The sequence below is a fragment of the Paraburkholderia sp. 22098 genome (assembly GCF_052045935.1).
Classification (GTDB): Bacteria; Pseudomonadota; Gammaproteobacteria; order Burkholderiales; family Burkholderiaceae; genus Paraburkholderia; species Paraburkholderia caledonica.
Window position 1 is genome coordinate 1 of record NZ_JBQEPV010000005.1, and the last position, 11,973, is coordinate 11,973.

Consider the following 11,973-nt stretch of genomic DNA (forward strand, 5'->3'; position numbering starts at 1 on the left):
CCGTGAAACGACTCCACGCCGATGATAGTGCGGATTGCCCGTGTGAAAGTAGGTAATCGTCAGGCTCCCCAGCAGCATCAGAAACCCCACCCCACAAAAGGTGGGGTTTCTGCGTTTACCGGCGGTAAAACAGCCAAGCAAACAAATCGCTGTCGTCATCGGACGAATACGGCTTGAAGCGATTCTCGGCTATTCAGTACTCCGGTAATCGGGCGACAACTAAGCCCTCTTTCGCGTCGCAAATTGATCCGGCAGCCCCGCGGTAAAACGGTCCAGCCGCTCGCTGACCTCGGTAATTGCCCAAAGCGGAGCGCGGTGTAATTGCTGGTCGTAGTTGGTAGCGATCTGTGCAAATATCGCGAATCCGTTCTCATTGAGCATCCATCTGCCGGTATCTCGTCCGGTGTCGAATACCTTGGCTATCGCACGCTCGGCCTCGCCGAGTTGCTCGCCAGTCGCGGAGCCGAAACCCGATTCGGCCAGAAAACCCGTCAGCAGCATTACTTGCGTCAGTGTCTGCGCATCGCTTATCCCGCCGTCGCCTCGTCGCAACGCGTCTAGCGCCAGATGCACGCGCAGCGCGAGATCGTCCGCGGTTTGGCGTGCCATCGGCAGCAGCATCGCCTTGGCATGCCGGGCGCGTGCCGCGCCGGTGTTTCGGGAGAACGGAATAGGTTGTGCCATGAAGGTCCAGTGAACGTGCTGTGCAGATGCAATAACGGCGCGCGCGTCAAAAGGTTGAGCCCTCTTGTCGTTAGCCGCCGACTTCTCTGGCACCGCCCCCGCACCGCCACCAACCCCATCACCCCGCAGCATCACCCCCCATCTCCCTCCGCCTCCACCGGACCAGCGCTTCGCGCCCGCACCCGGCGGCGGATCTCCGAGTCTAGAATAAGTCGCCCGCGCAGCTTCCCTTTCATCCGTTTCACGTATCGCGGCGCCTCGGTCATATGGACCATCATCAGCTCGCGCACTTTGTCGACGTCACGCTCGCGCGCTGCTTTCGTGATCGCCTTATGAATCTTGACGTTGGCCTGGCCGAACCGCTCGTGCTCGGCCTGCGGCGTATCGTTACGAAACTCGATGAGCTGCCGGATCATCTCGTTAATCAGCTCGCAGCTGAAACGCAAAAACGGGTTCGGGTTAGCCGCCGCCAGAATGTCGTGGAAGTTCACGTCCTCCTGGCGCTGCCGGACGATGTCCTGCCCGCCGTGCGCCGAAGCCGGCCTATCGCAGCAAGCAATGCTCGCCTCCAGCGCTTCGAAATCCTGCTCTGTCAGGTGCGGGACCGCGCCTGCCGCGAGTTCCGGCTCGAGCAGTTTGCGCACGGTGTAAATGTCGTCGATCGAAACGTCCTTGAAGAACAGATAGTTCTGCAGAAGCTGCAACGTCCGATCGAGCGGCACCTCCACCACCATGCCGCCGCCGGCAGGGCCGGTCGTCACCTTGATGAGCCCTTGAACTTCAAGCGACTTCAGCGCCTCGCGGATCGTGCTTTTGCTCACCGAGAAGAGTTGCTGCAACTCGACCTCGCGTGGAAGGCGATCGCCCGGCTTCAGATCCTTTTCCGTGATCAGTCGCTTGATTTCCTCCGCGACCAGATCGCCGCGCTTCTGCTGCTTGATCTCAATCGCTGCGCCAGCCTTGGTTCGATCCATGGCCATCTTCATGCTCCCATTTGTGTACTGCACCATCGACGTTCCGCCGGCGCCCACTACGTTGCAAGCAAAGCTACTTCGCTGCCGCCAGGAATTTTGCCTTATTGACACCGGAATTTATTGTACCTACGATCGGATTCAACCTATTTATCATGATAAATAGAACAAAGCCGACGTGGTGGAAAGTTCACCGTGGCCAGCAAGCTTTCGCAGTCGTTCAGTGCGTGTCTCTTCCAAGGAGCGTCATTTTGAATCGCCGAAATATGTTGAAGCTGGCCGCATTGTCGGCCGTTCCGGGCTCGCTGGGGTCGCTCGTCGCGCGCAGCGCCTTCGCACAGGCAGGCAGCGTGCAGTTCGCTTGTCCGGTGCCGATGTCGGGCGCGTTCGCCGCCAACGGTAAGTATGCAGACCTCGGTATGAAGCTCGCCATCGAACAATATGGCAAGGTTCTCGGCGAACCGCTCGCCTATTCGGTGCTCGACACGGAAGGTAAGCCGGCAACAGCAGTACGCCGCGTTCAGGAAATCGCGCAACAGAAGAATGCACGATTCTTTGCGGGCGGTATTTTGTCGTCCGAATCATTGGCGATGGGCAAGGAAGTTCAGAAAGCCGGCGGCGTCTTCATCACCACAGCGGGTGCGGACGAAATCACTGGGAAAGACTGCAACGATGCGACCTTCCGCTGGTCGGTGCCCACGTATGGCGCAATCGAACAGACCGTGCGTCCGCTGATCCAGATGATGCCGAAGGCCAAACGCTGGTACACGATCACGCCGCAATACGTATTCGGCGACGGCTTGTTGTCCGCCGCAAAAGCCGTCTTCAAGGAGAAGGGCATCGAGCACGTAGGCAACAGTTATCACTCGCTGAACGAAAAAGAGTTCAGCGGTTATTTGACGAACGCAGTCGCCGCCAAGCCGGACGTGTTGCTCATCCTCAACTTCGGTTCGCAATCTTCCGACACGCTGCGCCAGGCGGTCAGCTTCGGCATGAAGAACAACTGCACGATTCTGCTCGCGTGGGCTTCGGGTCTCGAGCAGTTCGAATCGCTCGGTGCGGACCTGTGCGACGGCGTGTATTTCGGTGCGCAGTACTGGCACGCAATCGACTCGCCGCTCAACCGCGATCTCGTCAAACGCACGCAGGCGGCCTTCAAAACGAATCCGAACTACAGCCTGGCCGGCTCGTACATCTGCACGAAAATTCTGCTGGACGGCATTGTAAAGGCCGGCAACGTCGATCCGAAGAAAGTGGTCGCCGCGCTCGAAGGCATGAAATACGATGGTTTGACAGGACCTGAAGAGGTTCGCAAGGGCGATCATCAGGTGCTGAAGAACTATTATCTGTTAAAGGGCAAGGCGAAGAGCAAGATGAAAAACGCCGACGACTACGCGGATATCGTCAGTTCAGGACAATCGTTTCTGCCGCTCGACAAGACCGGTTGCAAGCTGGCTTGATTCGCGCGGGCGCCGCGGTGCCTCGCGCACCGCAGCACATACACGTGCGAGCGCAGGAGAGCACGGAGCGCACGCACACGCACAAGCACAGGCAGTGAATTTCGCCAATTCCTCACACGGACGCCATGAACGTTTATCTGCTGCAGATCGTCAACGGCATCGGGGTCGGAATGCTGTATTTCCTGCTCGCGGTCGGCTTGTCGATTGTGTTTGGCCTCTTGCGCTTCGTGAACTTCGCGCACGGCGCCTTCTATCTGCTCGGCGCCTACTTCTGCTATCAGGCGATGCAGTGGTCGATGAGCTTCTGGACAGCGCTGATCGTCGTGCCGATTGCGGTCGGCGCCTTGGCATGGGTCGTCGAAAAGCTGATTTTGCGGCACGTCTACGCGCAGCAGCACGAGTTCCATATTCTCGTGACGGTAGGCCTCGCGCTCGTCGTGCAGGAATGCGCGATCCTCGTGTGGGGGCCGCTCGGTGACAACGTGGCCGTTCCCGACATGCTGAACGGCGTGGTGATCTGGGGCAGTTTTGTTTATCCCAAGTACCGCCTGTTCGTGATCGGCTTCACTGCAGTGCTCGCGGCGTTGCTCTGGTGGGTGCTCGAGGGTACGCGTCTCGGCAGCGCGGTGCGCGCCGGCAGCGAATCGACGGAGATGGTCTCGCTGCTCGGCATCAACGTATTGCGGGTGTTCAGCCTCGTGTTCGCGCTCGGTGCCGCAACCGCCGCGCTCGCCGGCGTGCTCGCCGCGCCGATTCGCGGCGTCGATCCTTTCATGGGTATCGAGGCGCTCGGCGTCGCGTTCGTGGTCGTGGTGGTGGGTGGCATGGGCAATTTTCTCGGCGCGCTGGTCGGCGGCCTGCTGGTCGGCATCGTGCAAAGCGTCATGAGCACGCTGTGGCCCGAAGGCGCGCGCTTGATGATCTACGTCGCGATGGCGGCCGTTCTTCTGCTGCGGCCCAATGGCCTGCTTGGGAGAGCCGCATGATCGATACTTCCAAAGCCGCCGACACTAAAGCAGTTACGCGTGCATCGCAGCCCGTTCCGCGACACGCGCTGCATCGCTATCGGTTCCTGTTGCTCGCGCTGCTCGTCGTGTGCATCTTGCCGCTGACGTTGCGCTCCGGCTCGCTCGCGACAGAAGTGCTCGTATTCGCGCTCGCCGCATTGGGCTGCAACCTTCTGCTCGGCCACACGGGACTGCTGTCGTTCGGGCAGGGCATTTTCTTCGGACTCGGCAGCTATAGCGCGGGGCTCGTGCTGACCAGGGCCGCGTTGCCGGTGCCCGTCGCGCTGCTGGCGGCAATCGCGATTGGTGCAATTGCAGCCGCATTGGTCGGATGGTTTTCGATCCGACAGCGCGGCACATACTTCGTGATGCTGACGCTCGCATTCGGGCAACTGTTCTACTTCCTCGCCTACACCACGCCGGACCTGACCGGCGGCGACAACGGACTGCTCGACATTCGGCGGCCGGCGCTCGGGTTGCCCGGCAAAGCGCTGATTCCGCTCGCTTCCCCGTGGCAGTACTACGGATTCGTCGCGGTACTTTTCCTCGTCGTGTTCTGGCTGTTGATGCGCGTCTCGCACTCGGTATTCGGCCGCACGCTGCTTGCGATCCGCGACAACGAAGCGCGCGCCGCCGCCGTCGGCTACGACGTCAAGCGATTCAAGCTGATGGCGTTCGTCATCTCCGGTGCCGTAACCGGACTCGCGGGCGCATTGCATGCGTTGATGACCGGCATCGCGCCGCTTTCCAACATCGACTACCACACGAGCGAGATGATCCTCGTGATGACCGTGATCGGCGGCACCGGCAACCTCTTCGCGTCCGTGCTGGGCGCCGCTTTCTATGTGCTCTTCGCCGACTGGCTCTCGACGTTGTGGCCGCGCTGGCTGCTGTTGCTCGGCATCGTACTGATGGCGGTGAGCCTGTACATGCAGCGCGGTCTATGGGGACTCGGCGAGCGCATCTGGCACGCCCTGCGCCGAAATGACAAAGCCGATGCAGACGCAGCAGCCGACGACACCGCAAAGGAGCGCGCATGAGCGAGGCCATTCTGAACGCAAGCGGCCTCGTGAAGCGCTACGGTAAATTCACGGCGCTCTCCGAGGTCAACCTAAGCATCATGCCGCGCACCGTGCACTCGGTAATCGGTCCGAACGGCGCCGGCAAGACTACGCTTTTCCATGTGCTCACCGGCACTCTGCCGATCACCGCGGGAACGATTGTCTTCGACGGACACGACGTGACGCACGAGCCCGATCACAAGCGTGTGCGTCGCGGCGTCGCGAGATCGTTCCAGGTGACGAGTCTGTTCGCCAATCTGAGCGTGCAGGAAAACTTGCGGCTCGCTGCGCAAGGTGTCGATTCCGTGCGTGCGCTCAATGCATGGTCGCCGCCGCGCGGCGCACTGGCTCACACTGAAACCGTCGACGACATACTCGAACGCCTCGCGTTGCAGCGTTTCAGCAAAGTGTCGGCAGGCGCTCTGTCGCACGGTCAGCAGCGGCGGCTCGAAGTCGGCATGGCACTCGCGGCGCGTCCCAAGGCGATCTTTCTCGACGAGCCGACGTCGGGCATGGGTATCGACGACCTCGACGATATGAAGCAACTGATTCGCGGCCTGCGCGAGGACTACACCGTCGTCCTGATCGAGCACAACATGGGCATCGTAATGGACATCTCCGACACGATCACCGTCATGCAACAAGGGCGCGTGCTGGTGGAAGGGCGGCCCGACGAAATTCGCGGCGATGAGCGCGTGCGCAGCGCCTATCTCGGCAACATGATTACCGGAGGCCGCGCATGATTCTCGACGTGCAGCAGATTCACGGCTTCTACGGCAAAAGTCACATCCTGCAAGGCGTTTCGTTGCAGATCGCGGAAGGTGAGACGGTTACGCTGCTGGGCCGCAACGGCGCAGGAAAATCCACCACGCTCAAAGCGATCGCGGGCGTCGTCGCGCCGAAGAACGGCAGCGTGACGTTCAACGGCGCGACCATAAGCGGGCTGCAGCCGCATAAGATCGCCTCGCGTGGTGTGTGTTTCGTGCCCGAACACCGCGGTATTTTCCGGTTGCTCACCGTGGAAGAAAACTTGCGGCTCGGCGCGCGCAAAGATTCGCCGTGGCAACTCGACGACATCTACCGCATTTTTCCGCGGCTGAAAGAGCGACGCACGAACGGCGGCGGACAACTGTCCGGCGGTGAACAGCAGATGTTAGCGGTTGGCCGTGCGCTGATGAATCATCCGCGTCTTCTGATGCTCGATGAACCGGTAGAAGGCCTCGCGCCGGTGATCGTCGAAGAAATCGTCGCGCAACTCAAACTCATTCGCGAGGCAGGTGTGGCGATCTTGCTCGTTGAGCAGAACCTCGAAGTCTGCACGCAACTCGCGGATCGTCACTACATCATCGAACAGGGCGTGATCGTTTATTCGGGCGACAATGCGTCGTTCGCCGCCGACGACTCGATCAAGGACCGCTATCTGGGCGTCGGCGTTGTCTGAGTCCGCGCCGACTTCACTATGAGGAAGCACTGATGCAAGTTCATGAATCGCAGGCTACCGAGGCAGTGAGTCGTTTGCGCGTTGATGGCGAACGGCTTTGGAACAGTCTCATGCAGCTCGCGAAAATTGGAGCGACCGAGAAGGGCGGCGTCTGTCGGCTCGCGCTAACCGAACTGGATCGCATAGCACGCGATCAGGTCGTTAGTTGGGCGAAGGAAATAGGCTGCACGGTTCGCATCGACGCGATCGGCAACATTTTTGCGCGCCGCGCTGGTTTGCGCGACGAGCTGCCTCCGGTGATGACCGGCAGCCACATCGACACGCAGCCGACCGGCGGCAAGTTCGACGGCAACTACGGCGTGCTCGCCGGCATCGAAGTGCTGCGCACGCTGGCCGATGCAAACGTTACAACGCTCGCCCCGATCGAGGTCGCGGTCTGGACCAACGAGGAAGGTTCGCGCTTCGTTCCCGTGATGATGGGCTCAGGCGTGTTTGCAGGCGCTTTCACGCTCGAACATGCGCTTGCGCAGCAGGATCGGGACGGCGTGTCCGTGCGCGACGCGCTGACCGCAATCGGCTACGTTGGAGAAAACACGAAACCGCATACCGTTGGTGCGTATTTCGAAGCACATATCGAGCAGGGCCCGGTGCTGGAAGCAAACGACAAAACTATCGGCATCGTGCAAGGCGCGCTCGGTCAACGCTGGTACGACGTGACCGTGCACGGCATGGAGGCGCACGCAGGGCCGACGCCGATGGAATTGCGCCGCGATGCGCTGCTCGTTGCCGCCGACCTCATTCACGCCGTGAACCGTATTGCGCTCGACCATGCGCCGCATGGGCGCGGCACGGTAGGCTGGGTCGACGTGCATCCAAACTCACGCAACGTGATTCCAGGCCGCGTCAAGCTGACGGTCGATCTGCGCGCCGCCGACGACACCACGCTGACCGCAATGGACAGCGCGCTGCGCGACGCCTGCACGGTCGCGAGCGAAAAAGCGGGCATCGCGGTTGAGGTCGAGCCGGTCGTGTACTTTGCGCCGCAACCGTTCGCGACGGAACTGGTGGCCGCCGTCAAACACGGCGCGGAGATGCTGGGCCTCTCGTCAATGGACGTGATCAGCGGTGCCGGCCATGACGCCGTGTATCTCGCGCGCGTCGCGCCTGCCGCGATGATCTTCGTGCCCTGCAAGGACGGGATCAGCCACAACGAAATCGAAGACGCGCGCGCGGATCATCTGGAGGCCGGCTGCAACGTGTTGCTGCACGCCATGTTGAGAGCGGCGCAAGTTGTCCAGACAGCGCCGATGTCGGAGGGTTCGAACGTATGAAAATCCTCATCGCGCGGATGAATCACGAGACCAACACGTTCTCGCCGGTGCCGACGCCGTTGTCCGCTTTCGGCCAGAACGGTGCGAACGCCGGCCCGAGCTTCAACGACGACGCGTTCAACGACAACAAGGGCATGCAGACCGCAATGGCCGCGTTCATCGACGCCGCTGCACGCGAAGGCGCGCAGATCGTTACGCCGGTGTCGGCGGCGGCCAACCCGAGCGGGCCGGTCGAAGCGGCCGCATACGACGCAATCTGCGACGCAATTCTGGCCGCCGCGAGCGGATGCGATGCAGTGATGTTAGACCTGCACGGCGCAATGGTCGCGGAAAATTCGAATGACGGCGAAGGCGATCTCCTCGAACGCGTGCGCGCGGCATTGCCCAATGCCCCGATTGCCGTCGCGCTGGATCTGCACGGCAATGTCACGCAGAAAATGATCGACAACGCGGACGTGATCGTCAGCTTCAAGACCTATCCGCACGTCGATATGTATGAGACTGGCGCGCACGCGGCGCGTCTGCTGTTTGATCTGATACATGGCGAGGCGAAGCCGGTCATCGCCTGGCGCCAGCCGCCTCTGCTCACGCACACGCTGCGCAGCGCGACCGCTGAGGGCGCGATGAAGCGTGCTGTCGACGCGGCGCGCGCCGCCGAGGCCGAGGGCATGCTCGCGGTCTCGGTGTTGTCCGGCTTTTCGCTCGCGGATATCGCTGCGCCGTGTATCAGCGTCGTGGTTGTCGGCAATGGCGAGCGCGCGCAGGCGGAAGCAGTGGCCGAGCGAATCGCGCAACAAATCTGGAACGAGCGCGAGGAGTTCGTCTATCGCAGCGCGCCGCTCGCGGAATCGGTTGCGCAAGCCGCTGCTCTCGCAAAAGACGCCGACAAGCCGGTGCTTCTGCTGGATCATGGCGACAACTGCATGTCGGGCGGCACGTGCGACACGATGGATCTGCTCGAAGAAGCGCTCCGGCAGAATCTGGACGGCATCGTCACCGGGCCGTTGTGCGATCCGCAGGCGATGGCCGCATTGATGGCCGCGGGCGTCGGCAGCACGGTGACCATCACGATCGGCAACAAGGTTGGAAGCAGTGCGGTGACGCCGCGCGCGCCCGTCGCGATGACCGGTGTCGTGCGAGCCTTGACCGACGGCGAGTATGTGATCAGCGGGCCGACTTACACCGGGCAGCGAGCCCACATGGGACGCGCCGCGGTTCTCGATACGGGTACTGTGAAGCTGGTCGTGACCGAACACACGCACGAGCCGTGGGACCTGGGCGTGTTCGAAAGCGTTGGTATCGACCCGCGTCGCGCGCGTTTCCTGCTACTCAAATCGCGCATGTATTGCCGTCCGGTTTTCGTGCCGATCTCCGCCGGGCTCGTGGAGTGCGATAGCCGGGGCGTGACGAGTTCGGACTACGGCCTGTTCGCTTTCCAGAATATCCGGCGCCCGGTCTTTCCACTCGATGCAGATGCCGAATGGAGCGCGTCGTAATGAGTGGCGCGAGCGTCGACAACAAGAATGCCGTCCGGCTCTTGTACAGTTTCGACAGACTCTCTATAATTCGCGCCTCTACAGGCTCGTAGCTCAGTTGGTTAGAGCACCACCTTGACATGGTGGGGGTCGTTGGTTCGAATCCAATCGAGCCTACCAACGCATCAGTGAGGTGGACGAAAGCGGCTCCGCTTTCGTCCACTGTCCTGTCAAAACAGTCGCTGTAACTCCTCGCTTTCCTCTCTCTGCATTCAGTACGTCGCGCGTTGCACGGCTGCCGTCGTTGCGGACGCATTCGCGACAGACTCAACGTCGAATCCATAGAACGAGCGAGCAGTGGTGCGCAAAATCGCGCCGAGAGCGGTCGAATCGAGACCGGCGTCGAGCAGCGTCGACAAGGTGTCACCATAACTCGTCACCGCTTCGTATTGCGTGTGCGGCCAGTCGCTGCCCCACATCAAACGGTCAGGCCCAAACTGCTCGATTAATTGCCGTGTCGCGTCTGCAACGAACGCAGAGTCCGGTGCGGTACAGCGATATGCGCCAGACAGCTTTACCCACACCCGCCGCGTCTTGCCATAGCCGAGCAGCGCTTTGAAACCCTGGTCTTGCGTGCCCAATGCCGGATCGGGCCGGCCGAAATGATCGACGACGACTCGCACGCCGCGCTCCAGAAGCTGGTCGATCAGCGGTGCCAGATCGGCTGCGTTTCGGTGCAATTCGACATGCCAATCCAGTCGCGCAACGTGGTCCAGCAACGACGTCCACGGTCGTGCGCGCAAATCCGGCAGCGGCTGCTCGATAAGGTTAAGCCGAACTCCCGTTACGCAATGCCTATGCAGATCATCAAGCTCATTCGCGCTTATGTCCGGCGCAACGACAGCAACGCCGCGCAAACGCTCGGTGTCGGCGGATAACGTGTGCAACAGATAGCGATTGTCGGTGCCGAGAAAGCTCGGCTGCACGAGCACCGCATGCGTCATTCCATGCGCGTTCAGCAGCGGCCGATAGTCGTCGAGCGTTGCGTCGTAGGCGGGCGCGTAGCGGCGATCGCCGGTCAACGGCAAGCCCTGCTCGAAAACGTGTGCGTGGGTGTCGACGCCACCGTGTGCAAACGACGGTAAGGATGCGTGTGCGTTCATATTCAACTGCGCGGAGAGTTCAGGTTGAGGCGCGCTGCATCGGCTGCATCTGCGGCCTGCTCCGGCGCGGTATCGCGCAGACGCTTGCCGCGCGTTTCCGGAAGCAGTAGTACCGCGGTCATCGCAAGCCCGTAGGCAATGGCTGCGTCGATGCCGATGGCCGCGCCGAGCGACATCGAATGGCTCATGTAGCCGACCAGAACCGGAAAGCCTGCGGATGCAATGCGCCCGAAGTTGTAGCAGAAGCCGACGCCGGTGCCACGCATGTCGGCGGGATAGAGTTCGTTGAAGAGCGGGCCCAGGCTTGCCGGAATGCCGGCGGCAAAGAGGCCGAGCGGGAAGCCAAGAACAAGCATCTGCATGTTCGTCAACGGCAACATGACGTATGCGAGCACGGTGACGATGCAGCAGAAAGCGAATAACGCGATGTTGCGACGCCGGCCGATCCGATCGAGCAGGAGCGCGCTCAGCATGCAGCCGCACCAGAACGCGACGATCACGACGGCGAGGTAACCGCCAGTGTTCAACACCGACAGATGCCTTTCCTTCGCGAGAAACGTGGGCAGCCACGTCATGATCGCGTAGTAGCCGCCGTGAGCACCCGTGCCGAGCACCGCACCGATGATCGTGGTTCGAAGCACGCGAGGCTGAAACACTTGCAGGATCTGACCAAACGCTGAGACTTTGGGACCGACTCTCGCGCCGGCGGGCTCAACGCGCACCGGCTCTTTCAGATTGCGCCGCACGAATAGCACGAGGCCGGCGGGCAGCAGGCCGACTGCGAACATCACGCGCCAGGCGGTGTCAGAGGGAAGCCATGAGAATACGGCTGCGTAGACCAGCACCGCGGCGCCCCAACCCACGGCCCACGCGCTTTGCACCGCGCCCATTGCCTTGCCGCGATGTTCGGTGCGGATCGTCTCCGCCATGAGCACAGCACCGGCAGCCCATTCGCCGCCGAATCCAAAGCCTTGCAGCGCTTTGAGCAGCAACAGCTGCGGGAAATTCTGGGCGAATGCGCACAGGAAGGTGAAGCCGGCGAACCAGAGAATCGTCATCTGCAAGGTGCGCACGCGGCCGAAGCGGTCCGACAGCGCGCCAGCAATCCAGCCGCCTAGCGCCGACGAGACCAGGGTCACACCGCTGATCGCGCCCGCCTGCGTGTGGTCGATGCCATACGCCGCGATGATCGCTGGAATGGCAAGCGTGAACATCTGCACGTCGAGCGCGTCCAGACCCCATCCCGCGAAACACCCCCAGAAGGTGTTGCGCTCGACAGGCGTACCCTGCCTGTACCAATTGAACATAGCCATCTCCGTCCGTTCGTCCTGCTGTTTCGGTGATTCATATATATGACTGTATGAATCTTGCGCCCAATCG

The 11,973-nt window shown here is 61.6% G+C and carries 11 protein-coding genes and 1 tRNA gene; 8 read left to right on the forward strand and 4 right to left on the reverse strand.

Going from position 1 to position 11,973, the window contains the following annotated elements; all coding sequences use genetic code 11:
• Nucleotides 1-219: 219 nt before the first annotated feature.
• Together ACTJLB_RS11690 and ACTJLB_RS11695 are read right to left on the reverse strand one after the other, a co-directional pair.
• The gene (locus ACTJLB_RS11690) at nucleotides 220-684 is read right to left on the reverse strand and encodes a hypothetical protein (protein ID WP_440783606.1); all 465 of its coding nucleotides are present in this window, start codon (nucleotides 682-684) and stop codon (nucleotides 220-222) included.
• 131 nt (nucleotides 685-815) lie between these two features.
• On the reverse strand, nucleotides 816-1,664 hold the full coding sequence (locus ACTJLB_RS11695) for a FadR/GntR family transcriptional regulator (protein ID WP_440783607.1): 849 nt from the start codon (nucleotides 1,662-1,664) through the stop codon (nucleotides 816-818).
• Nucleotides 1,665-1,906: 242 nt separating this feature from the next.
• Here ACTJLB_RS11695 and ACTJLB_RS11700 point away from each other — a divergent pair, with 242 nt between their 5' ends.
• From ACTJLB_RS11700 to ACTJLB_RS11735, 8 genes are all read left to right on the forward strand, one after another.
• A complete protein-coding gene (locus tag ACTJLB_RS11700) occupies nucleotides 1,907-3,115 on the forward strand; it encodes an ABC transporter substrate-binding protein (RefSeq protein ID WP_087752980.1) in 1,209 nt (402 codons plus the stop codon).
• Nucleotides 3,116-3,240: 125 nt separating this feature from the next.
• The gene (locus ACTJLB_RS11705) at nucleotides 3,241-4,101 is read left to right on the forward strand and encodes a branched-chain amino acid ABC transporter permease (protein WP_027780285.1); all 861 of its coding nucleotides are present in this window, start codon (nucleotides 3,241-3,243) and stop codon (nucleotides 4,099-4,101) included.
• Entirely contained in the window at nucleotides 4,098-5,162 is a 1,065-nt protein-coding gene (locus tag ACTJLB_RS11710) for a branched-chain amino acid ABC transporter permease (RefSeq protein WP_440783344.1), read from the forward strand. Before ACTJLB_RS11705 ends, ACTJLB_RS11710 begins: the two co-directional genes overlap by 4 nt.
• The gene (locus ACTJLB_RS11715; RefSeq protein ID WP_020071374.1) at nucleotides 5,159-5,926 is read left to right on the forward strand and encodes an ABC transporter ATP-binding protein; all 768 of its coding nucleotides are present in this window, start codon (nucleotides 5,159-5,161) and stop codon (nucleotides 5,924-5,926) included. Before ACTJLB_RS11710 ends, ACTJLB_RS11715 begins: the two co-directional genes overlap by 4 nt.
• Nucleotides 5,923-6,624 carry an ABC transporter ATP-binding protein gene (locus ACTJLB_RS11720; RefSeq protein WP_088175899.1) on the forward strand — a complete coding sequence of 234 codons (702 nt, stop codon included), beginning with the start codon at nucleotides 5,923-5,925 and terminating at the stop codon, nucleotides 6,622-6,624. The genes ACTJLB_RS11715 and ACTJLB_RS11720 overlap by 4 nt, the downstream gene beginning before the upstream one ends.
• 32 nt (nucleotides 6,625-6,656) lie before the next feature.
• Complete coding sequence (locus tag ACTJLB_RS11725) at nucleotides 6,657-7,955, forward strand: Zn-dependent hydrolase (RefSeq protein ID WP_440783345.1); 1,299 nt, start codon at nucleotides 6,657-6,659, stop codon at nucleotides 7,953-7,955.
• On the forward strand, nucleotides 7,952-9,451 hold the full coding sequence (locus ACTJLB_RS11730; RefSeq protein ID WP_440783346.1) for a M81 family metallopeptidase: 1,500 nt from the start codon (nucleotides 7,952-7,954) through the stop codon (nucleotides 9,449-9,451). Before ACTJLB_RS11725 ends, ACTJLB_RS11730 begins: the two co-directional genes overlap by 4 nt.
• Before the next feature lie 82 nt (nucleotides 9,452-9,533).
• Nucleotides 9,534-9,610 (forward strand) — tRNA-Val (locus ACTJLB_RS11735).
• A 92-nt stretch (nucleotides 9,611-9,702) separates the two neighbouring features.
• Here the strand turns inward: ACTJLB_RS11735 and ACTJLB_RS11740 are convergent.
• Entirely contained in the window at nucleotides 9,703-10,593 is an 891-nt protein-coding gene (locus ACTJLB_RS11740; RefSeq protein WP_440783347.1) for an amidohydrolase family protein, read from the reverse strand.
• Between the two features lie 2 nt (nucleotides 10,594-10,595).
• Nucleotides 10,596-11,900 carry an MFS transporter gene (locus tag ACTJLB_RS11745; protein WP_440783348.1) on the reverse strand — a complete coding sequence of 435 codons (1,305 nt, stop codon included), beginning with the start codon at nucleotides 11,898-11,900 and terminating at the stop codon, nucleotides 10,596-10,598.
• Nucleotides 11,901-11,973: the final 73 nt, after the last annotated feature.

Coding starts and splice junctions, on each gene's coding strand:
- ACTJLB_RS11705 (WP_027780285.1), top strand. CDS start 3,241: ATGAACGTTTATCTGCTGCAGATCGTCAACGGCATCGGGGTCGGAATG.
- ACTJLB_RS11710 (WP_440783344.1), top strand. CDS start 4,098: ATGATCGATACTTCCAAAGCCGCCGACACTAAAGCAGTTACGCGTGCA.
- ACTJLB_RS11695 (WP_440783607.1), bottom strand. CDS start 1,664: ATGGCCATGGATCGAACCAAGGCTGGCGCAGCGATTGAGATCAAGCAG.
- ACTJLB_RS11725 (WP_440783345.1), top strand. CDS start 6,657: ATGCAAGTTCATGAATCGCAGGCTACCGAGGCAGTGAGTCGTTTGCGC.
- ACTJLB_RS11745 (WP_440783348.1), bottom strand. CDS start 11,900: ATGTTCAATTGGTACAGGCAGGGTACGCCTGTCGAGCGCAACACCTTC.
- ACTJLB_RS11720 (WP_088175899.1), top strand. CDS start 5,923: ATGATTCTCGACGTGCAGCAGATTCACGGCTTCTACGGCAAAAGTCAC.
- ACTJLB_RS11690 (WP_440783606.1), bottom strand. CDS start 684: ATGGCACAACCTATTCCGTTCTCCCGAAACACCGGCGCGGCACGCGCC.
- ACTJLB_RS11715 (WP_020071374.1), top strand. CDS start 5,159: ATGAGCGAGGCCATTCTGAACGCAAGCGGCCTCGTGAAGCGCTACGGT.
- ACTJLB_RS11740 (WP_440783347.1), bottom strand. CDS start 10,593: ATGAACGCACACGCATCCTTACCGTCGTTTGCACACGGTGGCGTCGAC.
- ACTJLB_RS11730 (WP_440783346.1), top strand. CDS start 7,952: ATGAAAATCCTCATCGCGCGGATGAATCACGAGACCAACACGTTCTCG.